The sequence below is a fragment of the Nitrincola tapanii genome, assembly GCF_008368715.1.
GTDB lineage: Bacteria > Pseudomonadota > Gammaproteobacteria > Pseudomonadales > Balneatricaceae > Nitrincola > Nitrincola tapanii.
Window position 1 is genome coordinate 119921 of sequence record NZ_SMRS01000001.1, and the last position, 18022, is coordinate 137942.

Here is an 18022-nt window from a genome sequence, read left to right on the forward strand (position 1 = left end):
TTAAGTGAATAGAGTATGTTTGATGATTGAGGCAAGCCTTCTGCTTGCTTCGATTTTTTTTGTGCATCCAAGAATAGAAACTAGATGTTGTCCATTAGGTAGAAGTGTTAAGCGTTCCAATCTGCATCTGTTAATTAATGTATTTCTATGTACTCTGAGGACTTTCCCTTGGAGTTCTTTTTCTAGTTGTTTTAAGCTTTTGTCTAAAATGGCTTCTCCCCCATCAAACACCATTCTCACAAGTTTATCCTCTGCAATAAAATATTGAACTTGATCGAAGCGAATGCGCCTTAGGCTCGTGCCAATTTGATAAGTGATCCAGGGGTTTTCTTCTTCTTTTTTCTCAAGATGCGCGCGTGTTTGTGTGCCTAATTGCTTGAGGGCTTGGGCGAGCCTGGCGGCATCAACTGGCTTGAGTAGATAGTCTTCAGGTTTGACGCGGTAGGCATCTAGAGCATGTTCAGCATGTGCTGTCACAAAAATGATCGCAGGGGGGATGGGCAGTTGATTGATTTTAGCTGCAACCTCTAGGCCGTTTTCTCCTGGCATTTCGATATCGAGAAGAATGAGATCCGGCTTCAGCTTTGCGGTTAATGTGAGCGCCTCTTCACCGTTTGTAGCCTCCCCGATAAGAGTGAAATGACGATGTGCTTGCAGCAATCGCTTTAAGCGCGAACGTGCTAGGGGTTCATCATCAACGATCAGTGTTCGCATGGGGGATCACCAGTTTGACACGATAAATTTGATCATTGTGGCCTGTAATGAGTTTAGCCTGCGCACCCAGGTTTAGCTCAAGGCGTTTGCGTATGTTATCCAGTGCGACTCCGTTGCCAGGAGAATCGTCTGTGCAGTTGGGGAGAGGGTTGGTGATCACAATGCTCGTGCTTTTTTGACTGCTTAAGATTTGAATCTTGATATAACCCCCTTTGGGTAGGCGTTCGATACCATGATTGATGGCGTTTTCGAGGAGAGGTTGCAAGGTTAGGGTCGGTAAGGGGATATCGAGTAGCGGTTCGGGTTGTTGCCAGTCGATGTTTAATCTTTCACCGAGGCGCCATTGCTCCAGGTCTAGATAGGCTTGAGCGAGCGTGATTTCGCTCTTGAGTGTAGACTCTTCACCAGCCTTGAGTGCTGCTCGAAACAGCGTGGCGAGATTAAGCAAGAGAGATTCCGCAGCTGGGGCGTTGGAGTGGGTTAATTCAGCGGCTGTGTTTAAGCTGTTAAATAAAAAGTGGGGGCGAATACGTGCTTGCAGAGCATCGAGTTCTGAGCGGGATTGTGCGCTGATCAGTGCATTACGTTCTTCATGCATGAGGTAGAACTGAAAACCGATGATGCCAAGAATCAGCGCCACCAACAGATTGTGTATCAAAAAGAGTTCTAGATTTGTTCCCGCCTCCCAGCCTTTCTGGGTCAGGATAAAATAGGCGACTAGGCTGACTAAAGTGGTGCAACTGAGTAGCAGTAGACAGGCGATGCTCGCGAAATAGGCCGGTGATAGGTGTTGCAGTTTTTTTTGTAATCCGCAGAGCAAAAAAAGTGTCAGCAAAGTGACCCATTGAACAAACAGGGTGGTGAAGCCTAGACGTAACCAGCGATCCTCCTGAACACCGGGCGCTAAAGCCAGCAGGATAGCGACGGCCTGTGCGAGTACAAGAGCGCGAAAAACCAGTTTGCTTTGGCAAAGCTGGGGTGTCGTTGTATTGGGTTTCAAGCCGGCTTTGACCATCAAGTTTTATTTTCTTTCAAATGAGTCTTTAGCTTAGCACAAGTCAAAAAAGGCTTGATTAAGAGATAAAATCAAGCCAGAAATTTCCATCGATTAGGGCTACAATAGCGCCCAACTATTATGTAGATAACAGGATTTCCTAGCTATGGCCGAGCTGAAAAATGATCGCTTTCTAAGGGCGCTGATGCGCCAGCCCGTGGATGTGACTCCGGTATGGATGATGCGTCAGGCCGGGCGTTATCTTCCTGAGTACAAGGCGACGCGTGCCCAGGCTGGGGATTTTATGAGCCTGTGTAAAAATGCGGAGCTGGCCTGTGAGGTGACTCTGCAGCCGCTGGAGCGTTATGACCTGGATGCGGCGATTCTCTTCTCCGATATTCTCACTATTCCGGATGCGATGGGCTTAGGCTTGTATTTTGAAGCCGGTGAAGGCCCACGCTTTAAAAAGATCATCCGTAGTGAAGCCGATGTGGCCGCTTTGCCGGTGCCGAAAGCGGAAGCGGATCTGGATTATGTGATGCGGGCGGTGAAAACCATCCGTTCTGCGCTGAATGGCCGTGTGCCTTTGATCGGTTTTTCCGGCAGCCCTTGGACGCTGGCGACCTATATGGTCGAGGGTGGCTCCAGTAAAGATTTCCGTCATATCAAAGAGATGATGTATGCGACCCCGGAGGTGCTGCATGCGCTGTTGGATAAGCTGGCGCAGTCTGTGACGGATTATCTGAATCAACAGATTTTAAGTGGTGCCCAGGCGGTACAGATTTTTGATACCTGGGGCGGTGTGTTGAATCCGCAGATGTATCAAGAGTTCTCCTTGGCTTATATGCGCAAGATTGTCTCGGGTTTGATCCGTGAACATGAAGGCCGTGCCGTGCCGGTGATTATGTTTACCAAGAATGGTGGCCAGTGGTTGGAGGTGATGGCGGAAGCCGGTGCCGATGCCTTGGGCTTGGATTGGACGACTAATATTGATGAGGCGCGGCGTCGTGTCGGTGATCGTGTGGCGTTACAGGGTAATATGGACCCGTCGGTACTCTATGCGCCTCCGGCACGGATTCGTGCTGAAGTAGCGGATATTCTGCAGCGTTTTGGCACCGGCCCCGGCCATGTGTTTAACCTGGGCCATGGTATTCATCAGTTTGTGAAGCCGGAGCATGCCGGTGTCTTTGTTGAGGCGGTGCATGAGTTGAGCGCACCTTATCATGCTCAGTCTTAAGCCGGTTTCAAGAGAATCAAAATGAAAAAACTGAATCAACTTTTTCAGAATAACCAGGGATGGTCAGACCGTATTCGCCGCATGAATCCGGATTTTTTTCCGACCCTTGCGGCGCAGCAAGCCCCGGAGTATCTCTGGATCGGTTGTTCAGACAGTCGTGTGCCCGCGAATGAGATCGTCGATCTTCTGCCAGGTGAGGTGTTTGTTCATCGCAATGTCTCTAACCTGGTGGTGCATACCGATATGAATTGCTTGTCGGTGCTGCAGTATGCGGTGCAGGTGTTGAAGGTGAAGCATGTCATGGTCGTCGGTCATTATGGTTGTGGCGGGGTGAAGGCGGCGCTGGATACGCGCTCGCATGGCTTGATCGACAACTGGCTTGGCCATATTCGTGATGTCTACTTCAAGCATAAGCAGCTACTCGGGGATTGGCAGGAAACGCCCCAGCAGTTTGATCGTTTATGCGAGTTGAATGTGATTGAGCAGGCGGAAAATGTCTGCAACACCACCTTTGTGCGTGAGGCCTGGGCGCGTGGCCAGGATGTGACGGTACATGCTTGGATTTATAGTCTGAATAATGGCTTGTTGACGGATCTGAGTTTCTGCTCCAGTTCAGCGGATGAAACCGATCTGGAATATGAGCGGGCGTTGCAGCGTGTGGAGCGTTTGGTCGAGACTGACTAATGGAATCGGTATTGCGCTAAATTGAGCACCTACAAGGCAGCACATGTGTGCTTGACCCTGGAGGTGCTCAGTTTTAACACAAGGATGATGGATTTACTTAGGCAAGCTATTCATCAGATTGAGAAGAGTTTGCGCCTCATTGCTGACACCTGGCTGGTTATTTACTGTGCCGCCGGTTCTTTGCTGTAATTGCTGTTGTAACAGCAAAAGAGCCGTATTAGAGGGTTGCTGAGTCGTGGTCGGGGCTGCGGTAGTTTGCTGATCTGCCAGCATGTTCAGCATCAAAACATCGATGGTATCCGCATCAAAGCGACCACTGACATTTAAACCATAATCACGTTGGAAGTTTTGCAGGGCGCGACGCGTTGCCGGACCCGCCACACCATCAGCAGTGCCAACACTATATCCCATCGTGTTCATTTGTGTTTGCAGTAAACGCGTTTTGCTGCGCTCATCCATCCCATCAAGCATAGCGCTGGCATTCACTATTTGTTGTTGACTGGGGGCCAGATTATTGGCTTGAGCGGCTTGCATCTGTTGAGCTGCATTTAATACGCTAGAAACACCATCTGCATTACAGCCGGCTAAGGCGAAAGCTGATGCAGCGGTGATGATAAGGGGCTTAATATGTTTTTTGATTAATTTTGATTTCACAATCCTATTCCTTATTCCTTGATATTAATGGTTCCATGAACTCCAGTTCATCAAGCATAGCAACTGCTATACTCTTGAGTCTGTAAATGTAAAATTATTTTTAGAGCTCCTTTAGTCAAAGTGATATGTTTTATTTTCCTTATAGGGAAATCTTCTCATGTGTTTCTAGAATTCTAAATTCAGATTCGTGTTTCTGAGCCTTAAGCTCTGAAAGAATGATTTTCGAAGCTGAGGGTTTAATATGCGAAATTCTAACTTCCTTAGGCGGTAAACTGAGTTGGGCAATAAGTTGATGCAGTGTTTTTGGGGTTAAGTGCCCCGCTTGAGTGGCGATGTCATCCATTGAGTTTGGAAAGGCGCACTCGATGATAAGAAGATCTAGCGGCAGGTTGCTGTTTAACATGTCAATATAGTGTTGATCATAAAGGGTATCGCCAGTAAAAAGGACTCTTTTCCCCTTCTCTTCAAGCAGGTATCCACAAGCATCGACAGTATGTTTAGCGAGAACAGGTGTGATAAAGAGGTTGTCGATTTCATAACGATCACCCAATTGAAGTGCTTGATAGCGCATCAGAGGTTTCTGTTGGCTAGGAATCACACTGAAATCCGGCCAGATTTGCCAGTTAAATATGTGTTGTTTCAGGCTGTTTAGTGTTTCAGGTAATCCATGTATTTGAATGGGGGGGGTATGGTAGTCAAGCAGACCGTCCAGAAACATGGGTAAACAGCAAATATGATCTAGATGTGAATGGGTTAGAAAAATATTTTTAATTGAAGTGTATTGCTCGGGCAATAGATTGCTTAGGCCGCTACCGGCATCAATCAAAATGGACTCGTTGATCCGCAAGCAGGTTGTATAGTGTGTTGGCCCTATTCCGCCACTACAACCAAGAACTTCAATCTTCACATTTTAATTCCCATATTGTGGATGATCATTAAAGTAATCAACTGTTCAGCTTAGATAAGAGAGCGTTAATATCAACATCATCGCGCTGTTCAGGAATAAGGTAATCTGCTGCATAGCTGCCCCATACCTTGGAGGTCAGAAAAACTTTAAAAATATCGGGGTCTATATGCCCATTGTTGGCGAAGGCGACAAGTATAGAGAGGGATTCCGAAACGGTGTTGGGTTTTTTATAGGGCCGGTCTGAGGCCGTTAGCGCTTCAAATATATCCGCGATTGCCATGACCCGTGCTTGTACACTCATATCTTGGCCTTTTAGGCCTTTCGGATAGCCTTTGCCATCCATACGTTCATGATGGCCACCGGCAAACTCTGGCACTCGAGCTAAGCGTTTTGGCCAGGGTAGGGCTTCCAGCATTTTGATTGTGGTCACAATATGCTGGTTCATGATCTCTCTTTCGGCCTGGGTGAGGGTACCGCCACGAACACTTAAATTTTCATATTCATGTTCATTTAAGATGGGATATGTGACCTCATCAATCTGAAAATCATATCGGTGTCGAATCTCTTCGAGATTTGACAGGTGTTCATCTGTCAAATAGGTAGAGCCCTGATTGATGTGTTGAATAAATCGTATATCTTTATCCAACTGGTTTTTTTTAGCATTGAATTCTGCTTCCAGATTAGATCTGTGGCCGCCTTCTAAGCACTGGCGTAAAAACGTTATTTCTAAATCACGTTTAATAATTTCAAAACGGGCATTGAGTAGATGAATTCGGTCAAAGATCGTTTCTAATCGTGTGGATTTATCTACGATATGCGTTGGAGTCGTGATCTTTCCACAGTCATGTAGCAGGCTAGCAATTCTAAGTTCATGTCGATCTTTTTCAGAAAGTGAGAAATGATTCCATTCAGGCTCATTGCTGGCGTGTAAAGCATCTGCAATCATCATCGTGATTTCAGGGACGCGTTGGCAGTGACCACTTGTATGAGGTGATTTCTCATCTATGGCGACGTTGATTAAATTAATAAAGGCTTCGAATAGATCTGATAACTGCTGGATGAGTTGTCTATTGCTTAATGCAACAGCGGCTTGTGAAGCTAGAGAGTTCACCAGGCGTTCGGATGTTTCAGGAAAGCCGATCACTTGATCTGTTAAGGGATCAAGTGCATTGAGTAGTTGCAAGACTCCGATCAATTCGCCTTCATGGTTTTTCATGGGAACAGTCAGAAACGATTTTGATCTGTAGCCTGTTTGTTTATCGAAAGCCTGTGTGCCTGAAAAATCAAAGCCTTCAGCGTGATAAGCATCCTCTATATTAATGCTTTGGCCTGTATGTGCGGCATGTGCAACGACCATAGAGTGGTTTTCAGATCCATCTGGGTTAAACAACTGCAAGTCTTGAAAAGGTATTTCATTTTCATGACTGCCGCCAAAGGCGATGCCTAGGGAGTCGGTTCTCACGATGACAAATTTTAGAGATCTAGCATCATCATTCGTTAGGTAAAGAGTTCCACCATCGGCATTGGTTATTTTTTTTGCAGTCAGCAGGATCATTTCGAGTAACCGATTGATATCGGTTTGTGCTGAAAGCTCTATGCCAATTTTATTGAGATATTCTAAATGTGTGGTGATATTCAAATGCTCGCCCATATTAAACTCCTTTTTGAACTATTTTTTTGTTAGCTCAATAACACCATTCCAATCATCTGATACTTGGCCTAGTTCATTGATCAGATGCACATAGTTCTGTGCAATGGAGTTTTTATGCATGATTTCACTAAACATTGACCTTGATTCAGGGAAGCTTCCACGCTCAAATAAATCTAAGGCTTTTTCGAAAATTCGATGCTCATCATTAGAGCTTTTCGGCTTTAATGTATATACTTTTACAGGCTCAGATCGCCCCACGACCCTGATCTGACCAATTCTATACAGGTACTCAGGTTTGCCTGCTTGATGATAAGTTTCTTCTGAAACCAAGATATGTGAAGAAAACACTTTATTCGCACCTTCAAGTCGAGAGGCTAAATTAACCGCATCACCAATCATGGTGTAATCAAAACGCTTACTTGATCCCATATTCCCTACGACTGCCAGACCCGTATGAATTCCAATCCGCATGTTGACTTGGCAGTTTAGCCATTGCTGATATTTGGGTTGAAGTTGTGCGAGTCGGGCGAGGCAATCTTTCCCAGCCTGAATGGCACGTGCAGCGTGGTCGTGATAAATAACAGGGGCATTCCAAAAGGCAATTATGGCATCACCTTCATATTTATCGATCGTACCACCGAGTTCTAAGACGATATCACTCATTTCGCTTAGGTAATCATTTAAAAAGTCTGAAAGCTCTTTAGGATCCAGTTGTTCAGCTAATTTACTGAAGCCTTCAAGATCTGAGAAAAATATGCTGATTTCTTGTCTTTGGCCGCCTAGCTGGAGCGTATCAGGATTTTTGACGAGCTCTTGAATCACTTCAGGACTTAGATATTGTTGGAATGCATTTCTAATAAAGCGCTTTTCTCGACCTTCAAGTTGATAGTTACTCAGAAACACACTTGAGATGGCGAGTAGTGTTGCAGTGCTTGGTGTTGTGAGATTCCACCATATGCCCTGCAGGTATGTTAAAGCACTCAAGAGGATGAGTGATGAGACGAGAAGTGTTAGGGTTAAGATAAATTTAAAGATTGAGCTGATAAAGGTAAAAACCAAAGTGCTCGTGATGGTTAAGATAGCTGTAAATACAAGAATACTGAATGTGGATTGTTTTCGAATAAAGTTTTCATTGATCAGATTGTCTAGAAAGGTGGCATGTAAGCCGACACCTGGATAAATTTTGCTGATAGGCGTTGGTCTCAGATCGAATAATCCAGGTGCATCAGAGCCTACGAAGATAAATTTATTTTTGAGTATCGATGGATCCAGTGTCGGGTTTGAATGACTTTCGTTATCACGAAATCTTAACTCCGACTGTATAATTTGTGCCGTACTAAAGGTTGGATAGGCCTCGATGTTTCTGCGGAAGTTTAAGATGGCATGTCCAGTGCTGTTGAGTGGTATTTTTAAACTGTTTTCATTTAACTCTGCGAATAGAGAGCTGGAAGAAATTTCTAGAGGGTCTTCCTGATTCAACCATGGTGTTAAACCCAAAGTTGCTAGGGCTTGATTGTTTCTAAATACATAGGGCTGGGTTTGTCTGTAGATGCCATCAAGATCGGGTTGATGCCCGACATTTCCAAGCATTTTACTTGCCTGTCGAAGCGCCTGAATGGGTAAGTGTTCTGGATAAGCAGCTAAATAGGTCGGTATGACACCCATAGATTGCGCAAATCTTTGATCATCACTGACGCCATATATTGAATCTTCTAGAAAGAGAAGATCATAGACGATGGCGGTAGCCCCAGCACGTTGCGCAAAAGCATTTAAGATTGAGTAAAGCTCACGCGGCCAAGGCCATCCAAGGCCATTAACCTCTTGAGCCCAGTCCAGACTGCTCTGGTCAATCATAAAAATAGCGATATCGTTTTGAGCAAAATCATTTGTCGCTAGAAGCTTAACTCGCAGATCCCAGGTGAAGTTTTCCAGTGCATCAAGGTTTTTTGCTGAGTAATTCAGTAGGACAAACAAAAAAGCCAGCGTGGCTATTATCCAAGCTCGCATCCATTTTGTGCGCTGTACCAGGATCATCTTCAAACAGACCGCATTGCCTGACTAAACCTTCTTTGTCGAGCAGCAGAGATGTGTGTGCTTTTTGTTGTTATAACGGAAGCTAAGTCTTCAATGCGTGAGCTCGGTGAAGGGTGTGTTTTAGCAAAGTCGCTAGCACCTGGCCTGAGGCGCGTATCCATCGTTTCCAACAGAGAGATTAAAGCGTGAGGGTCATAACCCACTTTGACCAGGATTTCACTTGCAGCAAGGTCTGCTTCTTTCTCATTAGAACGTGAGTAACCATTGCTGACGAGTGTGTTGGTCACATCTTGTAAGGAGTCTTCAAATACGTTTACCAGCTTCAAAATATTCTCATTACCTTCTCTTTTTAGCGCTTCGGTTCCAATCAAAGTGGCGAGAGAGGTAATGCGCGAGTTTTGGATGGAGCGCACACCGTGTTGATGTGAGGTGTGGCCAACTTCGTGTGCCAAGACGGCGGCGACTTCATCTTCATTTTTGCAACAACGCAGCATTCCGCGTGTGATGAGAATCAGCCCGCCCGGCGCTGAAAAAGCATTGAGCTCGTTGGAGTCGAGAATTTGGAAATGGTAACCGCCAAAAGTCTCAGGACGTATGGATGCGGAGGCTACACATTTACCGACCAGATTGATGTATTCGTTGGCTGCTGCGTTATTCCAGGGCTTGTATTGTGAAAATAGATTGGCCGCGACACTTCGCCCTAAATAATACTCTTGCTCTGGATCTAATGTCGTGAAGGCATCTCCCGCGCTGACCAAAATATTTAAAATTGTACGGCCATCATCGGTGAGATAGGGGTCAGCAATAGAAGCGAGTTCACCGAGTGTTTGGCAGCCTGATAACAGCTGAGTGGCTGTGCCTGCGAGTGCAAGGTAAGCACCCGATTTCAGGAAATTTCTTCTGTCCATTTTCTTGCTTCCTTGCTTAGACGCGGTTCAAGTCACCGCTTTGAATGAAGTGGCTTAAGGCTTGGATGCTGATACTTCGGCGTTGCATAAGATCAACCGCAGCATAATTGGTGCCTCTATGCATTCTGCGGTAACGTTTCTCAACCTCTGCGTTGAATCCTTTCCCGGCCAGTGCGATTTCCTTGTTGGAGGCCAGTCTCTGAACATCGCTGGCACCGGCACTTAGGACAATTTGCCCTGAGGTTAAAGCAGATTGATGTACCCAGCCTTCAAGGTTACTAAAACGAATAAGTGCCCAATCTCCGCGTGTTTCTTGAAGATCGCAAAGATTAGCGTATTCGAGGTGACGTATGATGGGGGAGAGAAATGAGGGTTCGCGTCTAAGCTGAGTAGATTTAACACTAATACTGACCGGTTTCACTATCGATTCCTTTTCCCTGTAATGCAGTCCTGACGAACATGGCAGCATCCTTTCGCACTTTTCCTAAGCTGGTCTGCATGTTATGAAGTCAGTGTTCTTTAGAGTTACTTTTTAAACGATTGTTTAAAAAGCTATAGTTATCAAATGCTTCTAAGATAATTAACACAAAAGTGTTAGTAGTCAAGAAGTTTGTGATATTAGAGACGAGAAGAATCTCTCGCAGCCTGTTGAATCAGAGGTGACTCGCTGCGAGAGAAGAGTGGATTACGCCTGAGCTAACGCCTGTTCTAAATCTGCAATCAAATCATCAATATGCTCTATTCCGATGGAGAGACGCACCATCTCGGGCAGCACGCCTGCAGACTTCAGCTCGGCATCATTTAGCTGACGATGTGTGGTTTCAGCCGGAATCGAGGCTAGAGATTTGCAGTCACCAATATTCACCAGGCGTAAGAAGATCTGCAGCGCATCGTAGAAACGGCGCGTGCCTTCACGACCACTCTTTAAGCCAAAGCTGAGAATGCCGGAGGCTTCACCCTGCATATACTTTTGCGCCAAGGCATGATCGGGATGACTGGGTAAACCGGCATACTTTACCCAAGAAACCTTGTCGTGATTTTCCAAGAAGTGGGCGATTTTGCGAGTATTAGCGCAGATGCGCTCCATCCGCAGGCTCAGGGTTTCCAATCCTTGCAGGAGTAAAAAGGCATTCATGGGCGAGAGTGCCGCCCCCATATTGCGTAAAGGCACGACGCGGGCACGACCGATAAAGGCGGCTGAGCCAAAGGCTTCGGTATAGACCACGCCGTGATAAGAGACATCGGGGGTGTTTAACAGTGGGAAGCGCTCGGCATGCTCAGCCCAGGGGAAGTTGCCGGAATCAATAATCAGACCGCCGATGGAGTTGCCATGCCCGCCGATATACTTGGTGGCGGCGGTAACTATGATATCTGCTCCCTGTTCGATAGGACGCCAGAGCGCTGGGCTGGGGACGGTGTTATCGACCACCAAAGGGATGCCGTGGCGATGGGCAATTTCAGCCAGTTTTTCAATATCGGCAATACCGCCAGAGGGGTTGCCGACCGATTCACAGTAGAGCAGTTTGGTGCGGGCATCGATCTGTTGCTCAAGGGCGGCCAGGTCATGCTTCTGTACAAAGCGCACGTTAATGCCCTGGCGCGGCAGGGTGTGGGCAAATAAATTGTAGGTGCCGCCGTAGAGTTCGCTGGTGGAGACGATGTTATCCCCGACTTCGGCCAGTGTCTGGATCGTGTAGGTAATCGCGGCCATACCTGAGGCGACGGCCAGAGCAGCGATGCCGCCTTCCATCGCTGCAACACGTTTCTCGAGGACATCGGTGGTGGGATTCATGATACGTGTGTAGATATTCCCCGCCACCTTGAGATCAAAGAGATCGGCACCGTGCTGGGCATCGTCAAAGGCGTAGGAGGTGGTTTGGTAAATGGGTACGGCCACCGCTTTGGTGGTGGGATCGGGGCTGTAACCGGCGTGAAGGGCGAGGGTTTCCAGTTTCATGTTTTATCCTGTTTTTTATTTGTGATGAGAACAAGGGTTTGAGGGGGTTCAGGTTGGGGTATGCAGCCACACCTTGAGCCTTTTCTGCCGTTGCGTGGCATAGCGCACTAGGTCTTCTAGGAGTTGTTGGAAAGTCTGTAAGTCTTCGAGATTTAAGTCACTTGCGTTGGGAAGATAAAAATGCCAAGTGATCTGAGGGGGGCTCAGATCAATTTTGTCCATCAGAAGATCGTAGGCGGCATCCCAGTTGTCGCCAAAATACTCGGGAAATGCAAAAGCCTGATTGAGTTGCTGCAAAATTGTTTGGCGATCCACGCGGCCTGCCTGACTGAGGTCGATGGCCTGCTCAGGAGCGGGTGCTTGGGTGTGTTGGACGGCATTCATTCGGGTTGTCCTGTGTGGCCGTTAATGCGGGTAAAACTGCGATAATGATCTTCGGTGTAATAAAACACTTCGGGTGGATTGCCGCCGGTCACCACTCGCCTGGGCCCACGGTGCGATAAGCCTGGTGTATCCACCGTGTATTCACGATAGTAAAAAGGCGCTTTGAGTGGCAGGCGTTTTTCACGATTTTCGAAAGTAATGCCGTCACGATCATAAGGAAAGGGCCCGCCACGTTGAATGCGTTCTAGGGTTTTGAGCAGCTCTTGCTCTTGTGCCGAGAGTGATGTTTGGGCGCTCTGAACACTCGATTCTGAATTGAAAAAGTGATTGAAATGGCCGTTTTGCAGAGCAAAGACGGCGAAGAGCAGGGCTAAAATCGGTAGAATCTTTTTCATCAAACTGGATTCCGCATCTGGACTAAACAGGATAACAAAACGATGGCTAAAGCCAAAACCGCGTATGTGTGCAATGGGTGTGGCGCTGACTATAGCAAGTGGCAGGGCCAGTGTACGGCCTGTGGTGAGTGGAATACGCTGAGTGAGGTGCGTATGACTTCCAGCGCAGCGCCGGCGACTCGTACCGCACGTTTTGATGGTTATGCCGGTGTGGCCAGTTCGGCGCAAAAGCGCGTGGTCAGTTTGAGTGAAGTCGATCTGCAAGAGATGCCGCGTATCTCGACCTCTATCGGTGAGTTGGATCGCGTCTTGGGGGGGGGCTTGGTGCCTGGATCGGCGGTGTTGATTGGTGGGCATCCGGGTGCTGGCAAAAGCACGTTGTTGCTGCAAACCCTATGTCATTTGGCACAAACACTGCCGGTACTTTATGTCACCGGAGAGGAGTCTTTGCAGCAGGTGGCGATGCGTGCGGCGCGTTTGGGATTAAAGGCCGATGCGCTGAAGATGTTGTCGGAAACCTCGGTGGAAACTGTGACGGATGTAGCGCAGCAACTGCAGCCGCGTATTCTGGTCATTGATTCCATTCAGGTGATGCATGTGGCGGATGTGCAATCCGCACCGGGTTCCGTGGCACAGGTGCGTGAATCTGCGGCCTATCTAACTCGTTTTGCAAAACAAACCGGCACCGTATTGTTTCTAGTCGGGCATGTCACCAAAGACGGTACGCTAGCAGGGCCCAAGGTATTGGAGCATATGATCGACTGTTCTTTGCAGCTGGAAGGTTCGTCCGACAGCCGTTTTCGAACCTTACGCAGCCATAAGAATCGTTTTGGTGCGGTGAATGAGCTGGGGGTGTTTGCCATGCTGGAAACGGGCTTAAAAGAGGTGCGTAATCCCAGCTCGATTTTTCTAAGCCGAGGTGAGGAAGCTGCCGCTGGCAGTGTGGTGATGGTGGTGTGGGAAGGCACGCGACCTTTACTGGTGGAGTTGCAGGCCTTGGTGGATACTTCGCACCTCTCGAATCCACGCCGAGTGACGGTGGGGTTGGAGCAGAATCGTTTGGCAATGCTCCTGGCCGTTTTGAATCGCCATGGTGGTTTGATGACGGGGGATCAGGATGTGTTCGTGAATGTTGTCGGGGGCGTGAAGGTTTTGGAAACGAGTGCGGATCTGGCTGTGCTCTTGGCGATCGTTTCCAGCTTCCGTGATCGACCTTTATCACAAGAGTTAATGGTCTTTGGTGAAGTGGGTTTATCCGGTGAGATCCGCCCGGTGCAGAATGGTCAGGAGCGTATCCGTGAAGCGGCCAAGCATGGTTTTCGCAAAGCCATTGTCCCGAAGGCCAATGTACCCAAAGAGCCGATTGCCGGTTTAGAGGTGGTGGGGGTCACGCGTTTGTCGGAAGCGCTGGATCAAATCTGATCTGGCTCAAACAGATGCTCAAGTTCGCGTTCAATCAGGGCTTCTTCGCCTAAATTCAGCTCCAGTAAGCGGCGCAGATGGCTGGCGCTTTCCAGGTCCATCTCTCGTGCAAAAAAGCCATAGCGCTGCGCATCGATATGGCGTAGTTCTGCACGAATGCGGATCAAAACGTCGTTGGCTAGGTAGATGTTGATTTCCACTTCATCGCCGAGGATTAGGCCGGTCTCGGATGAGGTCTGTAGCAGAACGCCCCGCATCGAGACATCCTCTAATTGCATGATACAGGTGGCACGGGCAGTACGCACTTCACACTCGGCATCAAAATGGATGCGAGTAAAGCGGCGGCGGTCATCAACTGTGGTCATGGCATGGGTTCCTTTCACTAGATGCTTTCCATTCTAGTACAGAGGGACTTTTTTATGGAAGGGATGGGGTATTAACATGGTGAAATGAATGGTTATTCAGTATGCTCGCTAAAAAACAATAATCGCCGTTCAAAGCCTTGCTTTCAACGCAGTATCCGTAAGGGGCGTGCATGTTTCCCATCTTGGAGCTGATCAGCTCACAGCGTCATAGTCGCTATTTCAAACAAACCCGTAGCCATTTTATCTATCGTCGTGTGCGCCTGTTGTCTCTGATTCTGGCGTTATTGCAGACAGCCTGGATTTTTGTGGATCATCTGCTGCTACCTGAGGAGGTCTGGTGGGCGGTGGCGGTAACACGCATGATCAGCAGTGCCGCATTTTTAGGCTTATTCTTTTGGGCGCAGCGACCTTACAACACGGATCTGGCGCTGCTGCGCTTGTTGCTGCTGTTTCTGTTTCTCTCCTGCTTTCATGCCACCAGCACGGCTTTTCTGATCCTGCATCAAGTTGATCAAGCGGTTGCAGGATATGAGTTTTTCCCTTTCATGATCATCACGATGCTGGCGATCTTCCCGCTGACGCTGCTTGAAGTGGCGGGGATCACTTTATTGATGCTAACGATTGAGCTGGGAAGTCAGTTGTTACGCGGCCAGTGGGGAGAGTTAACGGCGCTCAACAATTTATGGTTGTTGGGGGTCTTAGCCTTGATCGCAGGTTGGGCGGCAGTCAACCAGATGAATATGTTGTTGGGCTTATACCGCCAGGCGACACGTGATGCGCTGACCGGATTGGCTAACCGTCGTTTGGTGTTAGAGCAGCTCGATGCGGATATTCAGTCCTGTCGTGAAGAGTCGCAGCCTTTATCGGTGCTGCTATTTGATTTGGATAAGTTCAAAGGGTTTAACGATAAGTACGGCCATGCAGCCGGTGACATCGTTTTAAAGGAGTTTGCGGCGATCTTAAAGCAGCAAGCACGTAAGAAACTTGATCTTCCCGGACGTTTTGGCGGTGAGGAGTTTTTGTTGATCCTGCCGGGGCAGGATGAGCAAGCGGCAATCGAGATGGCGCAGCAGATAGGCCAGGCATGTCGAGATTCTTTAGTCTGGATACCGGGCAATTTGCAGGTCTCGTTTACGACCAGTATAGGTATTGCCGGATTACGCCTTGGGGAAAACAGTTCAGATCTGATTCGTCGGGCGGATGAAGCGCTTTATGCTGCAAAAGCAGCAGGCAGGGATGGATGGGTGGTTGCGCAATAGGGCTTGATACTCTGAAAAGAAAAACGCATGCTGCCTATCTTCATGGAAGCCTTGAATAATAGTGTTGTGGTTTGCTCCCAGTCTGAAACGGATAGAAAAAATGGTTGAAAGAAAGAATTCGGGTGGTTCGGCTTTTCCTTATGAACTGACCAAGAAATATTATCACGGCATGACCATGCGCGATTATTTCGCCGCTCAGGCGATGCAGGGCTTGGCAGCGGCCAGTTTGCATTCGCGCATGACGCCGGAAATGGTGGCGAAACGTGCGTATGAGTGGGCTGATGCGATGCTGAATGAGCGTGATGGCAAAGCATGAGGGATGAAGTATAAGAAGAAGGGAAGGGGTGGCCCCTTCCCTGTGTCGCGCCGGATCAGTTGATGCGGCGGTACTTGATGCGTTCGGGCTGATGGTCTTTGCCGTAACGCTTGCGGTAGTCTTCAGCATACTCGCTGTAGTTGCCTTCAAAGAAGACCACGTTAGAGTCGCCTTCATAAGCAATCATATGAGTACACACACGATCCAGGAACCAGCGGTCGTGCGAAATCACCACGGCGGAACCTGGGAAGGCCAGCAGCGCTTCTTCCAACGCACGCAGAGTTTCCACATCCAGATCGTTGGTCGGCTCGTCGAGGAGGAGAACGTTTCCGCCTTCTTTTAAGAGTTTGGCCATGTGCAGGCGGTTGCGCTCACCGCCGGACAGATCTTTAACAAACTTCTGCTGATCTGAGCCTTTAAAGTTAAAGCGGCCGCAATAAGCACGTGAAGGTGTCTGGTAGGTGCCAACTGTGATCATATCCTGACCATCGGAAATCTCCGCGAAGACAGTTTTGTTGCCGTCGAGCTCGCGTGACTGGTTCACATACGCCAGTTTCACCGTTGCACCTAATTCGATCTCACCGGAATCCGGTGTCTCCTCTCCGGTAATCATGCGGAAAAGCGTGGATTTACCGGCACCGTTCGGGCCGATGATGCCCACAATCGCCCCCGGTGGAATGGAGAGGTTGAGGTTCTCAAACAGCAGCTTGTCGCCAAAGGATTTGGTGACATTGTGCAGCTCGATGACCTTGTCACCTAGGCGAGGTCCCGGTGGAATGTAGATCTCTTGAGTTTCGTTACGCTGCTGGAATTCGCGTGAGTTCATCTCTTCAAAGGCTTTTAAACGCGCTTTGGATTTAGTCTGACGGCCTTTTGCACCCTGGCGCACCCACTCCAGTTCCGCCTTCATGGCTTTGCGATGCGCGGCTTCGGATTTGGCTTCCTGCTCCAGGCGGGCTTCTTTTTGCTCCAACCAGGAAGAGTAGTTGCCTTCATAAGGAATGCCACGGCCACGATCCAGCTCCAGAATCCAGCCGGCAGCGTTGTCGAGGAAGTAACGATCGTGGGTGATCGCGACGACAGTACCCGGATATTCCTGCAGGAAGCGCTCGATCCAGGCGATGGATTCGGCATCAAGATGGTTGGTGGGCTCGTCCAACAACAACATGTCAGGCTTGTCGAGCAGTAAGCGGCAGAGTGCGACACGGCGACGCTCACCCCCCGAGAGATTCTTCACCTGAGCATCCCAGGGTGGGAGGCGCATGGCATCGGCCGCGCGTTCCAGAGCTTGATCCAGGTTGTGGCCATCTTTGGCGGTGATCAGGTTTTCCAGCTCGGCCTGTTTTTTGGCCAAGGCATCAAAATCGGCATCCGGGTCGGCATAGGCGGCATAGACCGCATCCAGCTCTGCGAGTGCGCCTTTCACATCGGCAACGGCTTCCTCGATGATCTCACGAACGGTTTTGCTTTCATCCAGTTGTGGCTCCTGAGGCAGGTAGCCAACCTGGATGCCGGGCATAGGACGGGCTTCACCAATATAGTCTTTATCTATGCCTGCCATGATGCGCAGTAGCGTGGATTTACCGGCACCGTTGAGGCCCAGAACGCCAATTTTGGCACCTGGGAAAAACGATAGAGAGATATCTTTGAGTATTTCTCGCTTCGGCGGGACGACCTTGCCGACGCGATTCATGCTGTAAACGTACTGAGCCATTTGGAGATCCGTATCAACGTTTAAAAAGAAGCGCGAGTATAAATGCTGGGGATTTTAGAGGATGAGCGCAGGCTTTTCACCCTTTACCCGGCTCTAGTCATCGTGATCTTCGCGTACAGAGAAAATGGCGCCGGTTTGGGCATCGATTTTGACTTCATAAATCGTCTGTTCGACTAAGACAGAGACTTCAAATTCAGGGCCGAAGCGTTCATGGTCAATCTGAGCCTCGAAGGCACGTCCCTGGGTTTCACGTTCAGCCAGCTGTATGGCTTCGACTAAACTGATTTTGGCTTTCTCTAGGGCGCGTGTATCCTCATAGTCGGCAAGCGTGACGTTGCTCCAGGTCAGGGCAAGCGTGGATAGAACAAAAGCCGCGGGTAGGGTTAATTTTTTTAACATCATCATCTCTCCTCAACTGAGCAGGGCG

Annotated in this window: 19 protein-coding genes; 5 read left to right on the forward strand and 14 right to left on the reverse strand. The window is 48.6% G+C overall.

The window, feature by feature from the left end; genetic code table 11:
* The gene (locus tag E1H14_RS00645) at window positions 1-714 is read right to left on the reverse strand and encodes a LytR/AlgR family response regulator transcription factor (RefSeq protein ID WP_149389528.1); all 714 of its coding nucleotides are present in this window, start codon (window positions 712-714) and stop codon (window positions 1-3) included.
* Entirely contained in the window at window positions 695-1729 is a 1035-nt protein-coding gene (locus tag E1H14_RS00650; RefSeq protein ID WP_149389900.1) for a sensor histidine kinase, read from the reverse strand. Before E1H14_RS00650 ends, E1H14_RS00645 begins: the two co-directional genes overlap by 20 nt.
* A gap of 145 nt (window positions 1730-1874) precedes the next feature.
* Here E1H14_RS00650 and hemE point away from each other — a divergent pair, with 145 nt between their 5' ends.
* Together hemE and can are read left to right on the forward strand one after the other, a co-directional pair.
* A complete protein-coding gene (gene hemE, locus E1H14_RS00655; protein WP_149389529.1) occupies window positions 1875-2945 on the forward strand; it encodes a uroporphyrinogen decarboxylase in 1071 nt (356 codons plus the stop codon).
* Between the two features lie 21 nt (window positions 2946-2966).
* The gene (gene can, locus E1H14_RS00660) at window positions 2967-3629 is read left to right on the forward strand and encodes a carbonate dehydratase (RefSeq protein ID WP_149389530.1); all 663 of its coding nucleotides are present in this window, start codon (window positions 2967-2969) and stop codon (window positions 3627-3629) included.
* A 93-nt stretch (window positions 3630-3722) separates the two neighbouring features.
* Here can and E1H14_RS00665 read toward each other — a convergent pair whose 3' ends face one another.
* The 9 genes from E1H14_RS00665 to E1H14_RS00705 all read right to left on the reverse strand — a co-directional run bounded on the left by E1H14_RS00665 (window position 3723) and on the right by E1H14_RS00705 (window position 12519).
* Window positions 3723-4283 carry a peptidoglycan-binding domain-containing protein gene (locus tag E1H14_RS00665; RefSeq protein ID WP_235017348.1) on the reverse strand — a complete coding sequence of 187 codons (561 nt, stop codon included), beginning with the start codon at window positions 4281-4283 and terminating at the stop codon, window positions 3723-3725.
* 139 nt (window positions 4284-4422) lie between these two features.
* Window positions 4423-5190, reverse strand: a complete 768-nt coding sequence (locus tag E1H14_RS00670) for a 3',5'-cyclic-nucleotide phosphodiesterase (RefSeq protein ID WP_149389531.1) — start codon at window positions 5188-5190, stop codon at window positions 4423-4425.
* Between the two features lie 37 nt (window positions 5191-5227).
* Window positions 5228-6841 carry an HD family phosphohydrolase gene (locus E1H14_RS00675; RefSeq protein ID WP_149389532.1) on the reverse strand — a complete coding sequence of 538 codons (1614 nt, stop codon included), beginning with the start codon at window positions 6839-6841 and terminating at the stop codon, window positions 5228-5230.
* Between the two features lie 18 nt (window positions 6842-6859).
* Window positions 6860-8875 (reverse strand): adenylate/guanylate cyclase domain-containing protein, encoded by a 2016-nt coding sequence (locus tag E1H14_RS00680; RefSeq protein ID WP_149389533.1) that lies wholly within the window; start codon window positions 8873-8875, stop codon window positions 6860-6862.
* Window positions 8876-8877: 2 nt separating this feature from the next.
* On the reverse strand, window positions 8878-9783 hold the full coding sequence (locus tag E1H14_RS00685; RefSeq protein WP_149389534.1) for a M48 family metalloprotease: 906 nt from the start codon (window positions 9781-9783) through the stop codon (window positions 8878-8880).
* Window positions 9784-9799: 16 nt separating this feature from the next.
* Complete coding sequence (locus E1H14_RS00690; protein ID WP_149389535.1) at window positions 9800-10204, reverse strand: SH3 domain-containing protein; 405 nt, start codon at window positions 10202-10204, stop codon at window positions 9800-9802.
* Window positions 10205-10468: 264 nt separating this feature from the next.
* Window positions 10469-11740 carry an O-acetylhomoserine aminocarboxypropyltransferase/cysteine synthase family protein gene (locus tag E1H14_RS00695; RefSeq protein WP_149389536.1) on the reverse strand — a complete coding sequence of 424 codons (1272 nt, stop codon included), beginning with the start codon at window positions 11738-11740 and terminating at the stop codon, window positions 10469-10471.
* 48 nt (window positions 11741-11788) lie between these two features.
* A complete protein-coding gene (locus tag E1H14_RS00700; RefSeq protein ID WP_149389537.1) occupies window positions 11789-12124 on the reverse strand; it encodes a barstar family protein in 336 nt (111 codons plus the stop codon).
* Window positions 12121-12519 carry a ribonuclease domain-containing protein gene (locus tag E1H14_RS00705; RefSeq protein WP_149389538.1) on the reverse strand — a complete coding sequence of 133 codons (399 nt, stop codon included), beginning with the start codon at window positions 12517-12519 and terminating at the stop codon, window positions 12121-12123. The genes E1H14_RS00700 and E1H14_RS00705 overlap by 4 nt, the downstream gene beginning before the upstream one ends.
* 42 nt (window positions 12520-12561) lie before the next feature.
* On the opposite strand from E1H14_RS00705, the gene radA reads away from it, so the two are divergent.
* The gene (gene radA, locus E1H14_RS00710; RefSeq protein ID WP_149389539.1) at window positions 12562-13941 is read left to right on the forward strand and encodes a DNA repair protein RadA; all 1380 of its coding nucleotides are present in this window, start codon (window positions 12562-12564) and stop codon (window positions 13939-13941) included.
* On the opposite strand, the gene E1H14_RS00715 is transcribed toward radA, so the two are convergent.
* Window positions 13932-14306 (reverse strand): PilZ domain-containing protein, encoded by a 375-nt coding sequence (locus E1H14_RS00715; protein WP_149389540.1) that lies wholly within the window; start codon window positions 14304-14306, stop codon window positions 13932-13934. The genes radA and E1H14_RS00715 overlap by 10 nt on opposite strands.
* A gap of 170 nt (window positions 14307-14476) precedes the next feature.
* Here E1H14_RS00715 and E1H14_RS00720 point away from each other — a divergent pair, with 170 nt between their 5' ends.
* Both E1H14_RS00720 and E1H14_RS00725 read left to right on the forward strand, forming a co-directional pair.
* A complete protein-coding gene (locus E1H14_RS00720; RefSeq protein WP_149389541.1) occupies window positions 14477-15565 on the forward strand; it encodes a GGDEF domain-containing protein in 1089 nt (362 codons plus the stop codon).
* 100 nt (window positions 15566-15665) lie between these two features.
* Window positions 15666-15881: a hypothetical protein gene (locus E1H14_RS00725; RefSeq protein WP_149389542.1), complete on the forward strand. Its 216-nt coding sequence runs from the start codon at window positions 15666-15668 to the stop codon at window positions 15879-15881.
* A 55-nt stretch (window positions 15882-15936) separates the two neighbouring features.
* Here E1H14_RS00725 and ettA read toward each other — a convergent pair whose 3' ends face one another.
* Both ettA and E1H14_RS00735 read right to left on the reverse strand, forming a co-directional pair.
* The gene (ettA, locus tag E1H14_RS00730) at window positions 15937-17595 is read right to left on the reverse strand and encodes an energy-dependent translational throttle protein EttA (protein ID WP_149389543.1); all 1659 of its coding nucleotides are present in this window, start codon (window positions 17593-17595) and stop codon (window positions 15937-15939) included.
* Window positions 17596-17688: 93 nt separating this feature from the next.
* Window positions 17689-17994 (reverse strand): PepSY domain-containing protein, encoded by a 306-nt coding sequence (locus E1H14_RS00735; protein WP_160141995.1) that lies wholly within the window; start codon window positions 17992-17994, stop codon window positions 17689-17691.
* Window positions 17995-18022 lie beyond the last annotated feature (28 nt).

Bases quoted from the DNA above. Each gene is read 5' to 3' on its own strand.
- E1H14_RS00720 (WP_149389541.1), top strand. From the start codon at position 14,477: ATGTTTCCCATCTTGGAGCTGATCAGCTCACAGCGTCATAGTCGCTAT.
- E1H14_RS00650 (WP_149389900.1), bottom strand. From the start codon at position 1,729: ATGGTCAAAGCCGGCTTGAAACCCAATACAACGACACCCCAGCTTTGC.
- ettA (WP_149389543.1), bottom strand. From the start codon at position 17,595: ATGGCTCAGTACGTTTACAGCATGAATCGCGTCGGCAAGGTCGTCCCG.
- can (WP_149389530.1), top strand. From the start codon at position 2,967: ATGAAAAAACTGAATCAACTTTTTCAGAATAACCAGGGATGGTCAGAC.
- E1H14_RS00695 (WP_149389536.1), bottom strand. From the start codon at position 11,740: ATGAAACTGGAAACCCTCGCCCTTCACGCCGGTTACAGCCCCGATCCC.
- E1H14_RS00680 (WP_149389533.1), bottom strand. From the start codon at position 8,875: ATGATCCTGGTACAGCGCACAAAATGGATGCGAGCTTGGATAATAGCC.
- E1H14_RS00700 (WP_149389537.1), bottom strand. From the start codon at position 12,124: ATGAATGCCGTCCAACACACCCAAGCACCCGCTCCTGAGCAGGCCATC.
- E1H14_RS00735 (WP_160141995.1), bottom strand. From the start codon at position 17,994: ATGTTAAAAAAATTAACCCTACCCGCGGCTTTTGTTCTATCCACGCTT.
- E1H14_RS00685 (WP_149389534.1), bottom strand. From the start codon at position 9,783: ATGGACAGAAGAAATTTCCTGAAATCGGGTGCTTACCTTGCACTCGCA.
- radA (WP_149389539.1), top strand. From the start codon at position 12,562: ATGGCTAAAGCCAAAACCGCGTATGTGTGCAATGGGTGTGGCGCTGAC.
- E1H14_RS00675 (WP_149389532.1), bottom strand. From the start codon at position 6,841: ATGGGCGAGCATTTGAATATCACCACACATTTAGAATATCTCAATAAA.
- E1H14_RS00725 (WP_149389542.1), top strand. From the start codon at position 15,666: ATGGTTGAAAGAAAGAATTCGGGTGGTTCGGCTTTTCCTTATGAACTG.
- E1H14_RS00645 (WP_149389528.1), bottom strand. From the start codon at position 714: ATGCGAACACTGATCGTTGATGATGAACCCCTAGCACGTTCGCGCTTA.
- hemE (WP_149389529.1), top strand. From the start codon at position 1,875: ATGGCCGAGCTGAAAAATGATCGCTTTCTAAGGGCGCTGATGCGCCAG.
- E1H14_RS00715 (WP_149389540.1), bottom strand. From the start codon at position 14,306: ATGACCACAGTTGATGACCGCCGCCGCTTTACTCGCATCCATTTTGAT.
- E1H14_RS00705 (WP_149389538.1), bottom strand. From the start codon at position 12,519: ATGAAAAAGATTCTACCGATTTTAGCCCTGCTCTTCGCCGTCTTTGCT.